Source organism: Caldimonas sp. (assembly GCF_046289365.1).
GTDB lineage: Bacteria > Pseudomonadota > Gammaproteobacteria > Burkholderiales > Burkholderiaceae_C > Caldimonas.
In genome coordinates, this window is sequence record NZ_JBKBVU010000064.1 from 1 (window position 1) to 15774 (window position 15774).

Here is a 15774-nt window from a genome sequence, read left to right on the forward strand (position 1 = left end):
CGACGTTCGACGATCTGGTCCGTGGCAACGCCGCAGCCGCGCTCAGCGTGTGGCGCGACGGCGCGCCGGTGCTGCAGCGGGCGCACGGGTTGGATCGCGGCGGCAATCCGCTCTCGACCGCCACCCCGATGGTGATCGCCAGCGTGGGCAAGCTGGTCACCGCCCTCACGGTCGCCCGGCTGTCGGAGATCGGATCCATCGACATGGGTGGCGCGGTTCCCTGGCAGCAGCTCGGGCTCGATTATCTGGAGCACTTGTCGCCCTATGCCAGCGAGGAAGTGGATATCGAAATCCTGCCGGTCGAGTTGCGCGAACCGGGTGAGGACGACTGGGACACCGTGCGGCGCGTGTTCAGTTGGTTGGCCATCGGGCCGGCGGTGTCCAGTTTCATCGGCCCGTTCGTGTCGGGCGCGCTGATCGATCTGGCCGGCTTCCGCGCGGCCTTTGCCTTTCTGACCGTGTTGCGGTTGGCCACGCTGTGGTGGGCGCGCAGGGTGCCGCCGGCCGAAGGCCGCGGTGCGGCCAGCGGTGGCACGGCCTGGGCCGTGGGCGGCTTCGTCAGTGCCGGCGCCAGGACCTGGAAGCGGCCACGTCCTCCCGCGCGTGATCAGGGGCGGCGTCGCTGCCTCGCGGCGCGACTGAGGAAGCGCCCCACATCCACCGCATCGCGCAGGCCGCCCTCGACCGGGCACGGTTGACCCGTGATCCAGGCCGCCGTGATTTCTCCGGCCAGCAGCGACCAGGTGATCCCCCGCGAGCCCAGCCCGGTGCAGGCGTACAGCCCGGGCAGGCGCGGCAGGTGGCGGGGCTGGCCGGCGCGGTGGCCAAGGGCGGGCAGCGCGGCCAGGTCCGGCAAGGGGCCGATCAGCGGCAGGCGGTCGGGTGTCACGGCGCGCCAGCCGACCCGGCCTTCCAGCATGGCCGGATCGGCCGCCGGCGGCGCCACGCCCAGCCGCGCCAGCCGGGCCAGGTTGTGCTGGTGGTCGCTGGCGCGCACCGTGGGGTCGTCATCGCCGGGCTGACTGGTGGCGCCGCACAGCGACAGTCCCTCATGCGCGGGCAGCAGATAGCCGCCGGCGGCCACGGGCACACGCGGCAGCACCAGGCCGGGTAGGGTGGCCGGCAGTCGGGTGACCTGGCCGCGTACCCGCTGCAGGGGCCAGGCAAAGCCGGGGACCAGCGAGGCGGCCTCGAAGGCATTGGCCAGCACGACGACCTCGGCGCGGGCCGCCACGCGGCCGGCCGCATCGATCAGCGTCCAGCCGTCGGCCCGATGCTCCAGCGCGCGGATCTCCAGCATGCCGCGCCAGCGCACGGCCTCACCCGCCTCGGCCAACAGGGCCTGCACCAGGTCGGCCGGCCGCAGCCACCCTCCGCCCGGGAAGAACCAGGCCGGCCGACCCAGCGGCAGGCCGCTCCGGGCCTCGGCCTGGGCCGCTTCCAGGACCTGCACATAGTCGGGCGGCAGGCCCTGGCGGGCCAGCAGGGCCTGCATCGAGGCCGCCGGTGCGTCGTCGGCGCGCAGCAGGCCCTCGAAGCCGCCGACCAAGGGGTGGCGCTCGCGCAGCCGCAGCAGCCCCTGCTGCAGGCACAACGCGGCGGCACGGTGCAGCCGCGCGTGAGCTCCGTCATCGGGCAGAACGATGCCGTGGAAGAGCCCTGCGGGATTGCCGGAGGCGCCCTCGGCCGGTCGGGGGTGGCGGTCGATGAGTTCGCAACTCCAGCCCAGGGTGGCCAGCGCGTGGGCCACGCTGGCGCCGGCCAGCCCCGCCCCCAGCACCACCGCATGACGGTCACGAACCGGAGTCGGCATGTCGGCCGCAGGCGGCGGCGCCGAGTGCCGGGGGGCAAATCGCGCCACCGTCATCTCGCGTTTGCCGCCGAAGCCTGGCACACGTTCCACCTCGAAGCCCGCCAGCGACAGGCCATCGCGCACGGCGCGCGCAGCGCTCCAGGTGGCTGCGGTGGCCCCACTGGCGGCCAGGCGTCCCAGTCCGGCCATCAGCCGCTCGCTCCACATCTCGGGGTTGCGATCGGGAGCGAAGCCGTCGAGATAGAAGGCATCGGCGCGCAGCCGCAATTCGGGCAGCAGAGCCGCCGCTTCCCCGAAGGCCAGCGTGAGCCGCACCCGAGCGTCTTCGAAGTCCAGACGGTGCAGGTTCGGTGTGAGCGGCGGCCATTGCGCCAGCAGTCGCGCTGCCAGGTCGCCCAGCGGATGGCCGGCGAGCACGCGCGCCAGGTCGTCGCGGGTGAGGGGATGTTTCTCGATCGAGATGAAGTGCAGGCGTTCGCAGCGCTGGGCGTCGGCACGCCAGGCCGCCCAGGTGGCAAGGAAGTTGTTGCCCAGCCCGAAACCCGTCTCCACGATGGTGAAATCGGTGCGCCCGGCCCAGCGCCGCGGCAGGCCGTTGCCGTTCAGGAACACGTGGGCGGCCTGCGCCAGCGCGCCGGCGCGTGCGTGATAGACGTCGCCAAACGCCGGCGCAAACGGCACCCCATCACGGAGCTCGACGACGGCGGGCCGGATGGGTTGGGTGTTCATGCGCACGCAGTGTGTATCAAGAAAAAAGCCGGCCCCGGGCCGGCTCTTCATGCGGTCACGCGATGCTCAGACCCGCTTGCGGTATTCGTGCGTGCGGGTGTCGATTTCGATCTTGTCGCCCTGGTTCACGAAGATGGGCACCTGGATCTCGAAACCCGTGGCGATCTTGGCCGGCTTGAGCACCTTGCCGGAGGTGTCGCCCTTGACGGCCGGCTCGGTCCAGGTGACTTCGCGCACCACGGTGGTGGGCAGTTCCACCGAAATGGCCTTGCCTTCGTAGAACACCACCTCGACCTCCATGCCGTCTTCCAGGTAATGGATGGCATCGCCCATGTTCTCGGCCTCCACCTCGTACTGGTTGTACTCGGTGTCCATGAACACATACATCGGGTCCGCGAAGTAGGAGTAGGTGCACTCCTTCTTGTCGAGGATGATCTGGTCCATCTTGTCGTCGGCCTTGAAGACGACTTCGGTGCCGGAGTTGTTCAGCAGGTTCTTGAGCTTCATGCGCACGGTGGCGGCGTTGCGGCCACCGCGGCTGTATTCGGTCTTGAGCACGACCATCGGGTCCTTGCCCTGCATGATCACGTTGCCGGCGCGGATTTCCTGTGCAATCTTCATGGTGAATCCCTCTTGGGGGTCGGTCCTGGTCTCGGGTGGGAATCTTCGGGGTGCCAACACGGCCGGGTTCGAAGGGGCTGGCGCCTCTTGCCTCGTTCTTGGCCGATCGATCACGCGCAAGGCGTGGCACCCGGATACCGCAAAGCCCCCCATTCTACCCTGAGCGCGCCCTCAGAGTTTGTGCCAGATCCAGCAACTGGGTGCACAAGTCCACCTGCCCGGCCAGGGCCTCACACCAGCGCCCGGCATGGGCGCGCCAGGCGGTTGGCTCGGGCCAGGCCGACGGACGCAGCGAGCGCAGGTCGCCCGACAGCCCATTCCAGGCTCGCCACAACGCCCTCAGGGCTTGGGCGGTGTCGGGCGCCACACCTTCCAGGTAGCGGTCGAGGAAGGCCTCTAGCTTGGTGGCATGGGCCCCGTCGCCCTGAGGGTAGATGTGCCAGAGGAAGGGCCTGGCCGCCCACTGGGCCCGCACGAAGGAATCCTCGCCGCGCACGACGTTCAGGTCGCAGGCCCACAGCAGGTGGTCGAACTCCGTCTGGGTCAAGGGGGGCAGCCAGTGCAGACGCAGCGCTCCCACCCCCTCGGTGTCGCCCTCGCGCGGGCGGCGTCCCAGCAGGGCGGCGACTTGACGGGCGGCCTGTCCAGGCGTGACCAGCAGCAGCGTCGGGCGCTCGGCCAGGCCTTCGAGCCAGACGCTCAGGCGAGGGTTGTCGTAACAGAACAGCGAGACCACCCGTTCGTGCGCACGCGGGGTCAGCCCCTGCCGGGCCAGCCAGGCCAGGCCGTCGAAGGCCGCCCGGCGCGCCAGCAATCCCGGCTCGCGCAGCAAGCCGCCGGTGCGGGGGGTGAATCCCGGGTAGAAGAACCGCTTGACCAGCCCCACGCCGGGCGAGTGCCAGCGCGGCGAAGGCAGGCCATGACAACGCTCGACATAGTCCTCGGCGCTGAGGTACTCGAGGTTGATCCACACCGGCGGGGGGCTGCGCTTGGCCATGCACTCGATGTACGGGTCGGGCGGATCGCATCCGAAGGCCTCGACCACCACCTCGGCGGGCTCCACCGGGTCCCAGTGCTCGCGCCACGGGCGCACCTCGACGCCCTGACAGCCCTGCGGGGCCATCCAGCCCAGGGCGGTGGGGTCGTCGACCCACAACCGCACGACCTGCCCGCGGCCGGCCAAGTCGGCTGCCAGCCGCCAGCACACTCCGATGTCGCCATAGTTGTCGATGACCCGGCAAAAAAGATCCCAGCGCATACCCCGCATTGTGGCGGGCGGCACAATCGCGGCCATGAGTTCCGATGTGAGCGCCGATCAGAGCCCGAAGACGCCACCTGCTCCCGAACCGTCGGATGCGCAGCGCCAGCGCCTGCTGGCTGAAGTGGCCGCCCTGCCGGGGCTGCCCGGGGTCTACCGCTATTTCGACGCCCAGGGCACCGTGCTCTACGTGGGCAAGGCGCGCAACTTGAAGAAGCGGGTGTCCAGCTACTTCCAGAAGAACCATGGCGGCACGCGCATCGGCCACATGGTCTCGCGCATCGCGCGCCTGGAGACGACCGTGGTGCGCAGCGAGGCCGAGGCCCTGCTGCTCGAGAACAACCTCATCAAGACGCTGCACCCGCGGTTCAACATCCTGTTCCGCGACGACAAGAGCTACCCCTACCTGAAGATCGCCTCACACGCTTTTCCGCGCCTGGCGTACTACCGCGGGGCGGTGGACAAGAAGCACCGCTATTTCGGGCCCTATCCGAGCGCCTGGGCGGTGAAGGAGTCGATCCAGTGGCTGCAGAAGGTCTTCCGCCTGCGCACCTGCGAGGACACGGTATTCAACCACCGCACCCGGCCCTGCCTGCTCTATCAGATCAAGCGCTGCTCGGGCCCCTGCGTCGGCCTGATCAGCCCGCAGGACTACGCCCGCGACGTGGCCCATGCCGAGCGCTTCCTGCTGGGCGAGCAGCAGGAGGTGATGGACACCTTGCAGGCCCAGATGATGGCGCATGCGCAGAAGCTGGAGTTCGAGCAGGCGGCCGAGATCCGCAACCAGCTCGGGGCCTTGTCGCGCGTGCTGCATCAGCAGGCCGTGGACACCGGCAGCGACCGCGATGCCGACATCCTGGCCGTGAAGGTGCAGGGCGGGCGCGCCTGCGTGAACCTGGCGATGGTGCGCGGCGGCCGCCATCTGGGCGACCGGGCCTATTTCCCCACCCACGTCGACGAGGCGACGGGCGTGGCGGTGGACGAGGACGAGGTGCAGGAGGTTGGCGAACGCCCGTCGGTGGAGGCCCAGGTGCTGGAGGCCTTCATCGCCCAGCACTACCTGGACGGAGGCGTACCGCCCCTTCTCGTGGTAAGCCACCCGGTGGACAAGGCGCTGCTGGAGGCGCTGTCGGTACAGGCCGGCATGAGGATCAACGCCGTGCACCAGCCGCGCGAGCAGCGCCGCGCGTGGCTGGAGATGGCCGTCAAGGGCGCCGAGCTGGCGCTGGCGCGGCTGCTGGCCGAGGAGGGTTCGCAGCAGGCGCGCACCCGGGCGCTGGTGGAGGCACTGGACCTCAGCCCCGAGGATCTGGACCGCTTCCGCATCGAATGTTTCGACATCAGCCACACCGCCGGCGAGGCCACCCAGGCGGCCTGCGTGGTGTTCGAGAACCACAAGATGCAGAACGCCCAGTATCGGCGCTACAACATCGAGGGCATCACCCCCGGCGACGACTATGCCGCGATGCGCCAGGTGCTCACGCGCCGCTATGCCAAGCTGGCCGAAGCGGCGGGCAAGGGCGAGGCGCGGCTGCCCGACCTCGTGCTGGTCGACGGTGGGCGGGGCCAGGTGGCTATGGCGCGCGAGGTCTTCGAGGAACTGGGCCTGGACCTCGGGCTGATCGTGGGGGTCGAGAAAGGGGAGGGCCGCAAGGTGGGCCTGGAGGAACTCGTCTTTGCCGATGGGCGCGAGAAGATCGCTCTGGGACGGGATTCGGCGGCGCTGATGCTGGTGGCTCAGATCCGGGACGAGGCCCACCGCTTCGCCATCACCGGCATGCGCGCACGGCGTGCCTCGGTGCGCACGGGCGGATCCAAGCTCGAGGACATCCCCGGCGTGGGGCCCAAGAAGCGGGCTAGACTGCTGCAACGCTTCGGCGGCCTGCGCGGCGTGGCCCAGGCCAGCGTGGACGATCTGGCCACGGTGGACGGCATCTCGCGCGAACTGGCCGAAGAGATCTACAAGGCGCTGCATTGAAGCCGCCGTGACACCCGTCGCCAGGAGAAACTGCATGAGGCCTAGCCCACACCGCCGACCGCACCCGTGGACCGCAGCGCTGGCTGCCTGTGCCGCGCTGCTGGGGTGCTCCCCGTCGCCGAGGGTGCCGGCGCCCCCTGCGGCGCCGGCGGTGCCCGAGGCCCGTCCGGTGGACCCGGCCGCACCGGTGCCGGTGGAGACCCGCGCGCGCAACTGGGACGAATACCGGCTGCGTGCCGCGCGGCGCATCGTGTCGGCCAATGCACAAGGCGTCTACCTCGACCGGCCACCCGATGTGCTGTTGGCCATCCCTGTGCTGGCCATCGACCTCCACGCCGACGGCAGCGTGCGACGCATCGAGGTGCTGCGCTATCCCGGGCAGGCGCGCGACACCACCCAGATGGCCATCGATGCCGTGCGCCGTGCGGCGCCGTTCGGCAGCGTGGCGCATCTGCCACGCCCCTGGCGGCTGACCGAGACCTTTCTGTTCCGCGACGATCGGCGCTTCAAACCCCGCACGCTGGACTGAGCCACAATCGCGCCCATGTTCTTCAATCTCCCCACCCTGTTGACCTGGGCCCGCATCGTGGCCATTCCGCTCATCGTGGGGGTGTTCTACCTGCCCTCGCTGGACGTGGCCACGCGCAACCTGGCCGCCGCGGTGCTGTTCATCATCTTTGCGCTCACCGACTGGGCCGACGGCTGGCTGGCGCGCCGGCTCAACCAGACCTCGGCCTTCGGGGCCTTCCTCGACCCGGTGGCCGACAAGTTCCTGGTGTGCGCTTCCTTGCTGGTGCTGGTCGAACTGGACCGGGTGGGGGCGCTGATCGCGCTGGTCATCGTTGGCCGCGAGATCGCCATCTCGGCGCTGCGCGAGTGGATGGCCAGCATCGGGGCCTCGCGCAGCGTGGCCGTGCACATGCTGGGCAAGCTCAAGACAGGCACCCAGATGGTGGCCATCCCCTTCCTGCTCTATGACGGTGTGATCCTGCGCGTGATCGACACCCGGCTGTGGGGCACGGGCCTGATCTACGTGGCCGCGATCCTGACCATCTGGTCCATGGTCTACTACCTGCAGAAGGCGCTGCCCGAAATCCGCGCGAAGTCCCGATGACCCGCCCCGGCGAGGGCGCGTGGCTGCGGGCCATGCCCTGGATGTTCGTGCTCATCTGGAGCACGGGCTTCGTGGTGGCGCGCTTTGGCATGCCGCATGCGCCGCCGATGAGTTTCCTGGCTTGGCGATTTGCCTTCTCGGTGCTGGGTCTGGTGATCTGGGCCCGCTGGGCGGGCGCGCGTTGGCCCTCCACCCGTGCGCAATGGGGCCACCTGGCCGTGGTGGGCGTGCTGCTGCACGCCGGCTATCTTGGTGGCGTGTGGGCGGCCGTCAAGGCCGGCATGGGGGCGGGCCTGGTGGCGCTGATCGTGGGATTGCAGCCCGTGCTCACCGCCGTGTGGGTGAGCGCGGTCGACCGGCTCGGCGAAGGCCGTGTGAGCCCGCGTCAGTGGGCCGGCCTGGTCCTCGGGTTTGTGGGGCTCGTGATGGTAGTGTGGGACAAGCTCGGCCAGGGCGAGGTCGGCCCGGTGAGCCTGGCGCTGGCCTTGGGGGCGCTGCTGGCCATCACCGCGGGCACGCTCTACCAGAAGCGCCACGTGCAGGGCGGCGACCCGCGCACCGGCAATGCCGTGCAACTGATGGCTGCGCTGGCCGTGTCGGCGCCCTTGGCCTGGCTGGAAGCTGAGCCGATCGTGCTGCATCCGCACTTCATTGGCGCGATGGCCTGGTCGGTGCTGGTGCTCACCCTGGGCGGCAACTCGCTGATGTACCTGCTGATCCAGCGCGGTGCGGCCACGTCCTTCACGAGCCTGCTCTACCTCGTGCCGCCGTGCACCGCCTTGATGGCCTGGTGGCTCTTCGGCGAGACGCTCACCGTGCTGGCGCTGGCCGGCATGGCCGTCGTGGCCTGGGGGGTGTGGCTGGTCGTGCGCAGCCACGGCGGATCGGCGAGCCAGCGGGCCAGGTGATCCTGCAGCAGGCGCAGCCGCCAGGGCAGCGGGGCGCCGGGCGAGCGCGGCCGGGCCACCCAGTGCACGTCGGCGTCGAGCATGGCGTAGTCAGGCAGCACCTGCACGAGCCGGCCGTCGGCCAGGGCCTCGTGCACGTCCCACAGCGAGCGCAGCATCAGGCCGCGGCCGGCCAGCGCCCAGTCGCGCACCACCTCGCCTGAATTGCTCGACAGCGGCCCGCTCACGCGAACGGCCACCTCGATGGGGCGCCTGCGCCGGTCCAGCGCCGTCAGGCGCCAGGTGGCATAGCGGCTGTCGTGCTCACGCACCACGAGACAATGGTGCTGGGCCAGATCGGCCGGCTGCCGCGGTGTGCCGTGCCGGCGCAGGTAGTCGGGTGAGCCCACGACGATGCGCCGGTTGCCGGCCAGCCGGCGCAGCACCACGCCGGCCTCGGGCGGACGCCACAGCCACACGGCCGCATCGAAGCTGCCGGTGGCCAGGTCCGGCCATTGCTCCATCAGATGAAGCTGGACATCCACCGCGGGATACCGCGCCTGGAAATCGGCCAGCGCAGGGGCCACCCAGCGCCGTCCGAAGCCCAGGGTGCTGACCAGGCGGATGAGTCCGCGCGGTTCGCCCACACGCTCTTGCAGCTCCGATTCCAGCTCGGCCAGCCCGGCCTGCAGCTCGCGCGCCCGGGCACAGAACACTTCACCTTCGTCGGTGAGGGCCAGGCGGCGGGTGGTGCGGTGGAACAGCCGCAGGCCCAGGCGCGACTCCAGCGCCGCCAGCCGCTTGGTCACGGCGGGCGGTTCCATGTCCAGCGCACGCGCCGCGGCAGCCAGGCTGCCCTGGTCGGCCACGGCCAGCACCAGTTGCAGATCCCGGCGTTCGATCATCGGGGGGGCTCCATTCCTTCCATGATGGAAGGAATATCTTGCCAGATCATTGCTTGTCGAAGACCGAGGTCAGACCCAGAATCCTCCTCATCGACCCGCCGTCCCGGTGGGCTGTCGGACTGAAGGAGGATGGCATGAGCGTTTCGAACACCCCGGGCAAGCTGCGCATCGCAGCGATCGCCGGTGACGGCATCGGCAAGGAAGTGATGCCCGAGGGCCTGCGCGTGCTCGACGCCGCCGCACGCCGGTTCGGCATCGCGCTGGAGGTGGACGAGTTCGACTTTGCGAGCTGGGACTACTACGAGCGCCACGGCAAGATGCTGCCCGACGACTGGAAGGACCGCATCGGCGGGCACGACGCGATCTTCTTCGGTGCGGTGGGCTGGCCCCAGAAGATCCCCGACCACGTCTCGCTGTGGGGCTCGCTGCTGAAGTTCCGCCGGGAGTTCGACCAGTACATCAACCTGCGCCCGGCCCGGCTGATGCCCGGCATCCGCTCTCCGCTGGTGCGCCGCGACGGCCAGCCGCGCGCTGCCGGCGAGATCGACATGATGATCGTGCGCGAGAACACCGAAGGCGAATACTCCTCGGTGGGCGGGCGCATGTACGAAGGCACCGAGCGCGAGATCGTCATCCAGGAAACCGTGATGAGCCGCATCGGCGTGGACCGCGTGCTCAAGTTCGCCTTCGAGCTGGCGCAGTCGCGCCCGCGCCGCAGGCTGACCTCGGCCACCAAGTCCAACGGCATCGCCATCACGATGCCCTACTGGGACGAACGGGTCGAGGCCATGAGCAGGCAGTATCCCGGGGTGAGCGTGGACAAGTTCCACATCGACATCCTGACGGCCCATTTCGTGCAGCGGCCCGAGCATTTCGACGTGGTGGTGGCCAGCAACCTCTTTGGCGACATCCTGAGCGACCTGGGGCCCGCCTGCACCGGCACGATCGGCATTGCGCCTTCGGCCAACCTCAATCCGGAACGGCGCTTTCCCTCGCTGTTCGAGCCGGTGCACGGTTCGGCCCCGGACATTGCCGGGCGTCACATCGCCAATCCCATCGGGCAGATCTGGTCGGCCGCGATGATGCTCGATTTCCTCGGCCATCGGCCGGCGCACGATGCGATCCTGGCGGCCATCGAGCAGGTGCTCGAGCCTTCCAGCGGCGCACCGCGCACCCCTGACCTCGGGGGGACGGCCCGCACCCAGGACCTCGGCCGCGCGGTGGCACAGGCCCTCAGCGGGGGCTGACCGCACCGCGGGCGAAGGGCGCACAACCCCCTGTCAAGACGAGATTTCACGCGGATCTTTCACTCATGAAACAACGGCAAAGCGCATAGAATCCGCATCCGCCCTTGACACTGTCGAGGGCCGTGGCTGTAATGGTCGCGCAGCTTCGCCAGCCGCCCAATCCACCATCACAGCGTCATGCGCAATCGCGGCGCCGGGATTCATATCTTTTGTGTGAGACACCTTGAGAGGGGGTTTTCGTGAACAAGACTGAACTCATCGAGCACATCGCCAAGCAAGCCGACATCTCCAAGGCCGCTGCCAGCCGCGCCCTGGAGGCCATGATCGGCGGCGTGCGGACCACCCTGAAAAAGGGCGGCACCGTCTCGCTGGTGGGCTTTGGCACCTTTGCCGTGGGCAAGCGCGCCGCGCGCAGTGGCCGCAACCCGCGCACCGGTGCCACCATCAAGATCAAGGCGGCCAAGGTGCCGAAGTTCCGTCCGGGCAAAGCCCTGAAGGACGCGCTGAACTGACCGGCGCGTCGGCCCGGGTGCTTAGCTCAGCGGGTAGAGCGGCGCCCTTACAAGGCGTAGGTCGGGGGTTCGAACCCCTCAGCACCCACCACGGGCCCTGCGTTGCCACTGCGGGGCTGCGCTAAAATGCGCGGCTTGCGTGCCGTGACATCCTGATGCGCGGCCCCGGACCCACCGACAGGACTCCAAGGCGAACCGCGGTTCGCCTTTGTTGTCTTTGAAGGCGGTTCATCCTTTGGCGGCCGGCCTGCCGCCCACTCAAGAGGTCTGTCCGATGTTCGACGCCATCCGCAACAACTCGCGCATCCTGTTTCTGGTGTTGTTGCTGCTGATCATCCCGTCCTTCGTCTTCTTCGGGCTGGACGGCTACACGCAATTCCGCGAGGGTCGCCAGGTCGTGGCCCATGTGGGCAACCTGGAGATCACACAGGCCGAGCTCGATGAAGCGCATCGCCGCTCGATCGAGCGTGTGCGTCAGCAAATGCCCGGCGTGGACATCGCGATGCTCGACACCCCTGCGATGAAGCAGAGCACCCTGGACTCGCTGGTGCGCGAGCGTGTGCTGGCCCTGGCCGCCGACAAGCAGCATCTGGTCACGGGTGACGAGCGGGTGCGCCGCATCTTCCGGACCGATCCTCAGTTCGAGTTCCTGCGCCGGCCCGACGGCACGGTGAACCAGGACATCCTGAGTGCCCAGGGCATGAGTTCTGAGCAGTTCGCCGAGAGCCTGCGCCGCGACCTCTCGCTGCGCCAGGTGATGGGCCCTGTGGCCGGCAGCGCCGTGGCCGGACGCACCGTGCGTGACCAGGCCCTCGATGCCTTCTTGCAGTCGCGCGAGGTGCAGTGGAAGCTCTTTGCCGCCAAGGACTTCACCGGGCGCGTCGAGCCCACCGACGAGGAGCTGACTGCTTACTACAACGACCCGGCCCATGCCTCGCAGTTCCAGTCGCGTGAGCAGGCCTCGGTCGAATACCTTGTGCTCGACATCGAATCGGTCAAGAAAGGGCTGAACATCTCGACCGATGACCTGCGCAAGTACTACGAGCAAAACGCCTCGCGCTACGCCACGCCCGAAGAGCGTCGCGCCAGTCACATCCTCATCCAGGCCGAGGCCGGCCAGCGCGAGCAGGCCCGCGCCAAGGCCCAGCAACTGCTCGACCAGCTCAAGGCCCGGCCCGAAGCTTTCGCCGAGCTGGCGCGCCAGCATTCCCAGGACCCGGGTTCGGCCGCGCAGGGGGGCGACCTCGGCTTCTTCGGCCGCGGCGCCATGGTCAAGCCCTTCGAGGACGCCGTCTACGCGCTCAAGCCCGGCCAGATCAGCGATCTGGTCGAGACGGACTTCGGCATCCACATCATCCGCCTGACCGAGGTGCGTGGCGGAGAGCGCAAGCCGTTCGAGGCCGTGCGTGCCGAGATCGAGGACGCCGTGCGCAGCCAGCTCGCGCAGACCCGCTTCGCCGAGGTGGCCGAGCAGTTCAGCAACCTGGTCTACGAACAGCCCGACAGCCTCCAGCCTGCGGCCGACGCACTGGGGCTGCAGGTGCGCAAGGCCGAGCGTGTCGAGCGCCAGCCCGCCAGCGGCGCCGAAGGTCCGCTGGCCAATGCCCGCCTGCTCGAAGCCCTGTTCAGTGCCGACAGCATCGCGGGCAAGCGCAACACCCAGGCCATCGAAGTGGCGCCGGGCCGGCTCGTCTCGGCCCGCATCGTCGAGCACTCGCCGGCACGCACCTTGCCGCTGGAGGAGGTGCGCGACCGTGTGCGTGAGCGTGTCGTGGCCCGCAAGGCCGCCGAGCTGGCGCGCCAGGAAGGCCAGGCCAAGCTGGAGGCCTGGAAGACCGCTCCCGAGTCGGCCAGCCTGGAGGCTCCCAAGGCGGTGTCACGGTTGGAGGCTGGCGGGCTGCCGCCGCAGGCGCTGCGTGCCGCGCTGGCCGCCCCCGCCGACCCCCTGCCGGCCTGGGTGGGCGTGGATCTGGGCAGCGAGGGCTACGCGGTCGTGCGCATCAACAAGGTGCTGGGCCGCGATCCTTCGCCTGCAGGCGAGCAGCTCAAGGCGAAGTACACCGAAGCCTGGGGCGCTGCCGAAGCCCAGGCCTACTACGCTTCGCTCAAGGAGCGCTTCAAGGTCAAGACCCAGACCGTCACGCGCTGAGCACCACGGCCGCTCCGGCTGGACGGGGCGGCCGTTTCATGGATATAATTTCAGGCTCTGCGGTGGCTGTAGCTCAGTTGGTAGAGTCCCAGATTGTGATTCTGGTCGTCGTGGGTTCGAGTCCCATCAGCCACCCCACACATTCAAAGGCCTTCGAGTGATCGGAGGCCTTTGTCCTTGGCGCGATGTGCTCTCTATAATGCGCATCCGATGCGGGTGTAGTTCAATGGTAGAACGCCAGCTTCCCAAGCTTGATACGAGGGTTCGATTCCCTTCACCCGCTCCACAATGACCCAGGGCCGCGTGAGCGGCCCTTTCGTTTGGCGACACCTTACTTGTGCAGATCGCCCAGGCACAGGTACTTCACCTCCAGGTAGTCGTCCATGCCGTGGTGCGAGCCCTCGCGGCCCAAGCCCGACTGCTTGACGCCGCCGAAGGGCACCTCGGCCACCGAGATCAGCCCCGTATTGATGCCCACCATGCCGTACTCCAGCGCCTCGGCCACGCGAAAGATGCGGCCGATGTCTCGGCTGTAGAAATAGCTCGCAAGCCCGAATTCCGTGGCATTGGCCAGCGCGATCACTTCGTCTTCGGTCTGGAAGCGCAACACCGGGGCCACCGGGCCGAAGGTCTCCTGGCGCGAACACAGCATCTCGGGTGTCACGTCGGCCAGCACGGTGGGAGCGAAGAAGCGTTCGCCCACGCGCCGGCCGCCGGTCAGCACGCGGGCGCCCTTGGCGGTGGCGTCGGCCACGTGGGCTTCCACCTTGGCCAGGGCGGGCTCGTCGATCAGCGGGCCCAGTTGCACGCCGGCCTCGAAGCCGTTGCCCACCTTGAGGCTGCGCACCTTCTCGGCCAGCTTCGCGGTGAAGGCCTCGTAGATTCCGTCCTGCACGTACAGCCGGTTGGCACACACGCAGGTTTGGCCCGCGTTGCGGTACTTGCTGGCCATCGCGCCTTCCACGGCACTGTCCACATCCGCATCGTCGAAGACGATGAAGGGCGCATTGCCGCCCAGCTCCAATGACAGCTTCTTGATGGTGGGCGCGCATTGCTGCATCAGGATGCGCCCGACTTCGGTGGAGCCGGTGAAGGAGAGGTGGCGCACCACGTCGCTGCCGCACAGCACCTTGCCGATCTCGATGGAGCGGGCGCTGTCGCCGGTGACGACGTTCAGCACCCCCGGCGGCATGCCCGCGCGCTGGGCCAGTTCGGCGGCGGCCAGGGCCGACAGCGGCGTCTGCTCGGCCGGCTTGATCACCACCGGGCACCCCGCGGCCAGGGCCGGGGCCACCTTGCGGGTGATCATCGCGATGGGGAAGTTCCAGGGCGTGATGGCTGCACACACGCCGATGGGCTGCTTGATCACCAGGTAACGCTTGGTGGGATCGGTGGTGGGGATGGTCTCGCCGTACACGCGCCGGGCCTCCTCGGCGAACCATTCCACGAAGCTTGCGGCATAGAGCACCTCGCCACGGGCCTCGGCCAGGGGCTTGCCCTGTTCGGCGGTCATCAGGCGGGCCAGGTCGTCGGCGTGTTCGTTCAGGAGCTGGAACCACTTCATCAGCACGGCCGCGCGCTGCTTGGCCGTCTGGGCCCGCCAGGCCGGCCAGGCGGCATGGGCGGCGGCAATGGCCGCCTCGGTCTCGGATGCCCCCAGGTTGGCCACCTCGGCCAGGCGCCGGCCAGTGGCGGGGTCGCTGACCGCAAAGCGCCCGCTGCCGGCCACCCACTGGCCGTCGATCAGGGCCTCGGTCTTGAACAGGGCAGGGTCCTTGAGGGCGGCCAGGGGGGAGGTGGTGGGATCCATGGGCGAATGTCCTCGGACGAATGGGTGTTGCGGCCATCATAGGCCGGTGCTGCGGGCCCTGCTGACACCTGGGCGACCACCGCTGGCTGGTGGGGCGTCTCGGCACAAGGGCACAGCGGGCTTTCTATAATCGAAAACTTCGCCAAATCAAGCATTTACGGGCTGCGCCGCCGCCCATGCGCTTGGCGAGCCGTCTTGCCTTGCCCAGAAAGCCCCGGATGAAAGCCGCCGAGATCCGCCAGACCTTCCTGAAGTTTTTCGAGTCCAAGGGACACACCATCGTGGCCTCCAGCCCCGTGGTGCCCGGTGACGACCCGACGCTGCTCTTCACCAACGCCGGGATGAACCAGTTCAAGGACGTGTTCCTCGGCTTCGACAAGCGGCCCTACACGCGGGCGGCCACGGCGCAGAAATGCATCCGCGCCGGCGGCAAGCACAACGACCTCGAGAACGTGGGCTACACCGCGCGCCACCACACCTTCTTCGAGATGCTGGGCAACTTCAGCTTCGGCGACTACTTCAAGCGCGATGCGATCAAGTACGCCTGGGAGCTGCTGACCGAGCACTTCAAGCTGCCGGCCTCGAAGCTGTGGGTCACGGTGTATGCCGAAGACGACGAGGCCTACGACATCTGGCACAAGGAAGTGGGCGTGCCGGCCGAGCGCATCGTCCGCATCGGCGACAACAAGGGCGCGCCCTACGCCTCCGACAACTTCTGGATGATGGGCGACACCGGCCCCTGCGGCCCGTG

At 68.8% G+C, this 15774-nt stretch carries 13 protein-coding genes, 3 tRNA genes and 1 pseudogene; 12 read left to right on the forward strand and 5 right to left on the reverse strand.

Going from position 1 to position 15774, the window contains the following annotated elements:
• Window positions 1-698, forward strand: a 698-nt coding sequence (locus tag ACK42S_RS08500; RefSeq protein WP_409705644.1) for a serine hydrolase, incomplete at its 5' end; no start/stop codon positions are given.
• Here the strand turns inward: ACK42S_RS08500 and mnmC are convergent.
• The 3 genes from mnmC to earP all read right to left on the reverse strand — a co-directional run bounded on the left by mnmC (window position 608) and on the right by earP (window position 4421).
• Window positions 608-2542 (reverse strand): bifunctional tRNA (5-methylaminomethyl-2-thiouridine)(34)-methyltransferase MnmD/FAD-dependent 5-carboxymethylaminomethyl-2-thiouridine(34) oxidoreductase MnmC, encoded by a 1935-nt coding sequence (gene mnmC, locus ACK42S_RS08505; protein WP_409705647.1) that lies wholly within the window; start codon window positions 2540-2542, stop codon window positions 608-610. The genes ACK42S_RS08500 and mnmC overlap by 91 nt on opposite strands.
• A gap of 66 nt (window positions 2543-2608) precedes the next feature.
• Window positions 2609-3163 (reverse strand): elongation factor P, encoded by a 555-nt coding sequence (gene efp / locus ACK42S_RS08510; protein ID WP_409658912.1) that lies wholly within the window; start codon window positions 3161-3163, stop codon window positions 2609-2611.
• A 154-nt stretch (window positions 3164-3317) separates the two neighbouring features.
• Entirely contained in the window at window positions 3318-4421 is a 1104-nt protein-coding gene (gene earP / locus ACK42S_RS08515) for an elongation factor P maturation arginine rhamnosyltransferase EarP (protein WP_409705650.1), read from the reverse strand.
• Between the two features lie 34 nt (window positions 4422-4455).
• Here earP and uvrC point away from each other — a divergent pair, with 34 nt between their 5' ends.
• From uvrC to ACK42S_RS08535, 4 genes are all read left to right on the forward strand, one after another.
• A complete protein-coding gene (uvrC, locus tag ACK42S_RS08520) occupies window positions 4456-6399 on the forward strand; it encodes an excinuclease ABC subunit UvrC (RefSeq protein ID WP_409705653.1) in 1944 nt (647 codons plus the stop codon).
• A gap of 124 nt (window positions 6400-6523) precedes the next feature.
• On the forward strand, window positions 6524-6928 hold the full coding sequence (locus ACK42S_RS08525; protein WP_409705656.1) for a hypothetical protein: 405 nt from the start codon (window positions 6524-6526) through the stop codon (window positions 6926-6928).
• A gap of 15 nt (window positions 6929-6943) precedes the next feature.
• Window positions 6944-7513 carry a CDP-diacylglycerol--glycerol-3-phosphate 3-phosphatidyltransferase gene (gene pgsA, locus ACK42S_RS08530; protein ID WP_409705659.1) on the forward strand — a complete coding sequence of 190 codons (570 nt, stop codon included), beginning with the start codon at window positions 6944-6946 and terminating at the stop codon, window positions 7511-7513.
• Window positions 7510-8421 (forward strand): DMT family transporter, encoded by a 912-nt coding sequence (locus tag ACK42S_RS08535; RefSeq protein ID WP_409705662.1) that lies wholly within the window; start codon window positions 7510-7512, stop codon window positions 8419-8421. The genes pgsA and ACK42S_RS08535 overlap by 4 nt, the downstream gene beginning before the upstream one ends.
• A 56-nt stretch (window positions 8422-8477) precedes the next feature.
• On the opposite strand, the pseudogene ACK42S_RS08540 reads toward ACK42S_RS08535, so the two are convergent.
• Window positions 8478-9305, reverse strand: a pseudogene (locus ACK42S_RS08540) (LysR family transcriptional regulator); the annotation flags it as partial.
• A gap of 134 nt (window positions 9306-9439) precedes the next feature.
• Here ACK42S_RS08540 and ACK42S_RS08545 point away from each other — a divergent pair.
• The 6 genes from ACK42S_RS08545 to ACK42S_RS08570 all read left to right on the forward strand — a co-directional run bounded on the left by ACK42S_RS08545 (window position 9440) and on the right by ACK42S_RS08570 (window position 13499).
• Window positions 9440-10552 (forward strand): tartrate dehydrogenase, encoded by a 1113-nt coding sequence (locus ACK42S_RS08545; protein ID WP_409705665.1) that lies wholly within the window; start codon window positions 9440-9442, stop codon window positions 10550-10552.
• A gap of 239 nt (window positions 10553-10791) precedes the next feature.
• A complete protein-coding gene (locus ACK42S_RS08550; protein ID WP_104301907.1) occupies window positions 10792-11064 on the forward strand; it encodes an HU family DNA-binding protein in 273 nt (90 codons plus the stop codon).
• Between the two features lie 15 nt (window positions 11065-11079).
• Window positions 11080-11155: transfer RNA gene (locus tag ACK42S_RS08555), tRNA-Val, on the forward strand.
• A 183-nt stretch (window positions 11156-11338) separates the two neighbouring features.
• A complete protein-coding gene (locus tag ACK42S_RS08560) occupies window positions 11339-13213 on the forward strand; it encodes a SurA N-terminal domain-containing protein (protein WP_409705668.1) in 1875 nt (624 codons plus the stop codon).
• A gap of 62 nt (window positions 13214-13275) precedes the next feature.
• Window positions 13276-13351, forward strand: a tRNA-His gene (locus ACK42S_RS08565).
• A 74-nt stretch (window positions 13352-13425) separates the two neighbouring features.
• Window positions 13426-13499 (forward strand) — tRNA-Gly (locus ACK42S_RS08570).
• Window positions 13500-13544: 45 nt separating this feature from the next.
• Here the strand turns inward: ACK42S_RS08570 and ACK42S_RS08575 are convergent.
• Complete coding sequence (locus ACK42S_RS08575; RefSeq protein ID WP_409705671.1) at window positions 13545-15023, reverse strand: NAD-dependent succinate-semialdehyde dehydrogenase; 1479 nt, start codon at window positions 15021-15023, stop codon at window positions 13545-13547.
• A gap of 218 nt (window positions 15024-15241) precedes the next feature.
• Here ACK42S_RS08575 and ACK42S_RS08580 point away from each other — a divergent pair.
• Window positions 15242-15774 (forward strand): alanine--tRNA ligase-related protein (locus ACK42S_RS08580; protein WP_409705674.1); only part of this gene is annotated, 533 nt, incomplete at its 3' end.

What these genes read in the sequence shown, in the direction of transcription:
- ACK42S_RS08535 (WP_409705662.1), top strand. Translation starts at nt 7,510, where the DNA reads ATGACCCGCCCCGGCGAGGGCGCGTGGCTGCGGGCCATGCCCTGGATG.
- earP (WP_409705650.1), bottom strand. Translation starts at nt 4,421, where the DNA reads ATGCGCTGGGATCTTTTTTGCCGGGTCATCGACAACTATGGCGACATC.
- ACK42S_RS08545 (WP_409705665.1), top strand. Translation starts at nt 9,440, where the DNA reads ATGAGCGTTTCGAACACCCCGGGCAAGCTGCGCATCGCAGCGATCGCC.
- efp (WP_409658912.1), bottom strand. Translation starts at nt 3,163, where the DNA reads ATGAAGATTGCACAGGAAATCCGCGCCGGCAACGTGATCATGCAGGGC.
- mnmC (WP_409705647.1), bottom strand. Translation starts at nt 2,542, where the DNA reads ATGAACACCCAACCCATCCGGCCCGCCGTCGTCGAGCTCCGTGATGGG.
- pgsA (WP_409705659.1), top strand. Translation starts at nt 6,944, where the DNA reads ATGTTCTTCAATCTCCCCACCCTGTTGACCTGGGCCCGCATCGTGGCC.
- uvrC (WP_409705653.1), top strand. Translation starts at nt 4,456, where the DNA reads ATGAGTTCCGATGTGAGCGCCGATCAGAGCCCGAAGACGCCACCTGCT.
- ACK42S_RS08560 (WP_409705668.1), top strand. Translation starts at nt 11,339, where the DNA reads ATGTTCGACGCCATCCGCAACAACTCGCGCATCCTGTTTCTGGTGTTG.
- ACK42S_RS08575 (WP_409705671.1), bottom strand. Translation starts at nt 15,023, where the DNA reads ATGGATCCCACCACCTCCCCCCTGGCCGCCCTCAAGGACCCTGCCCTG.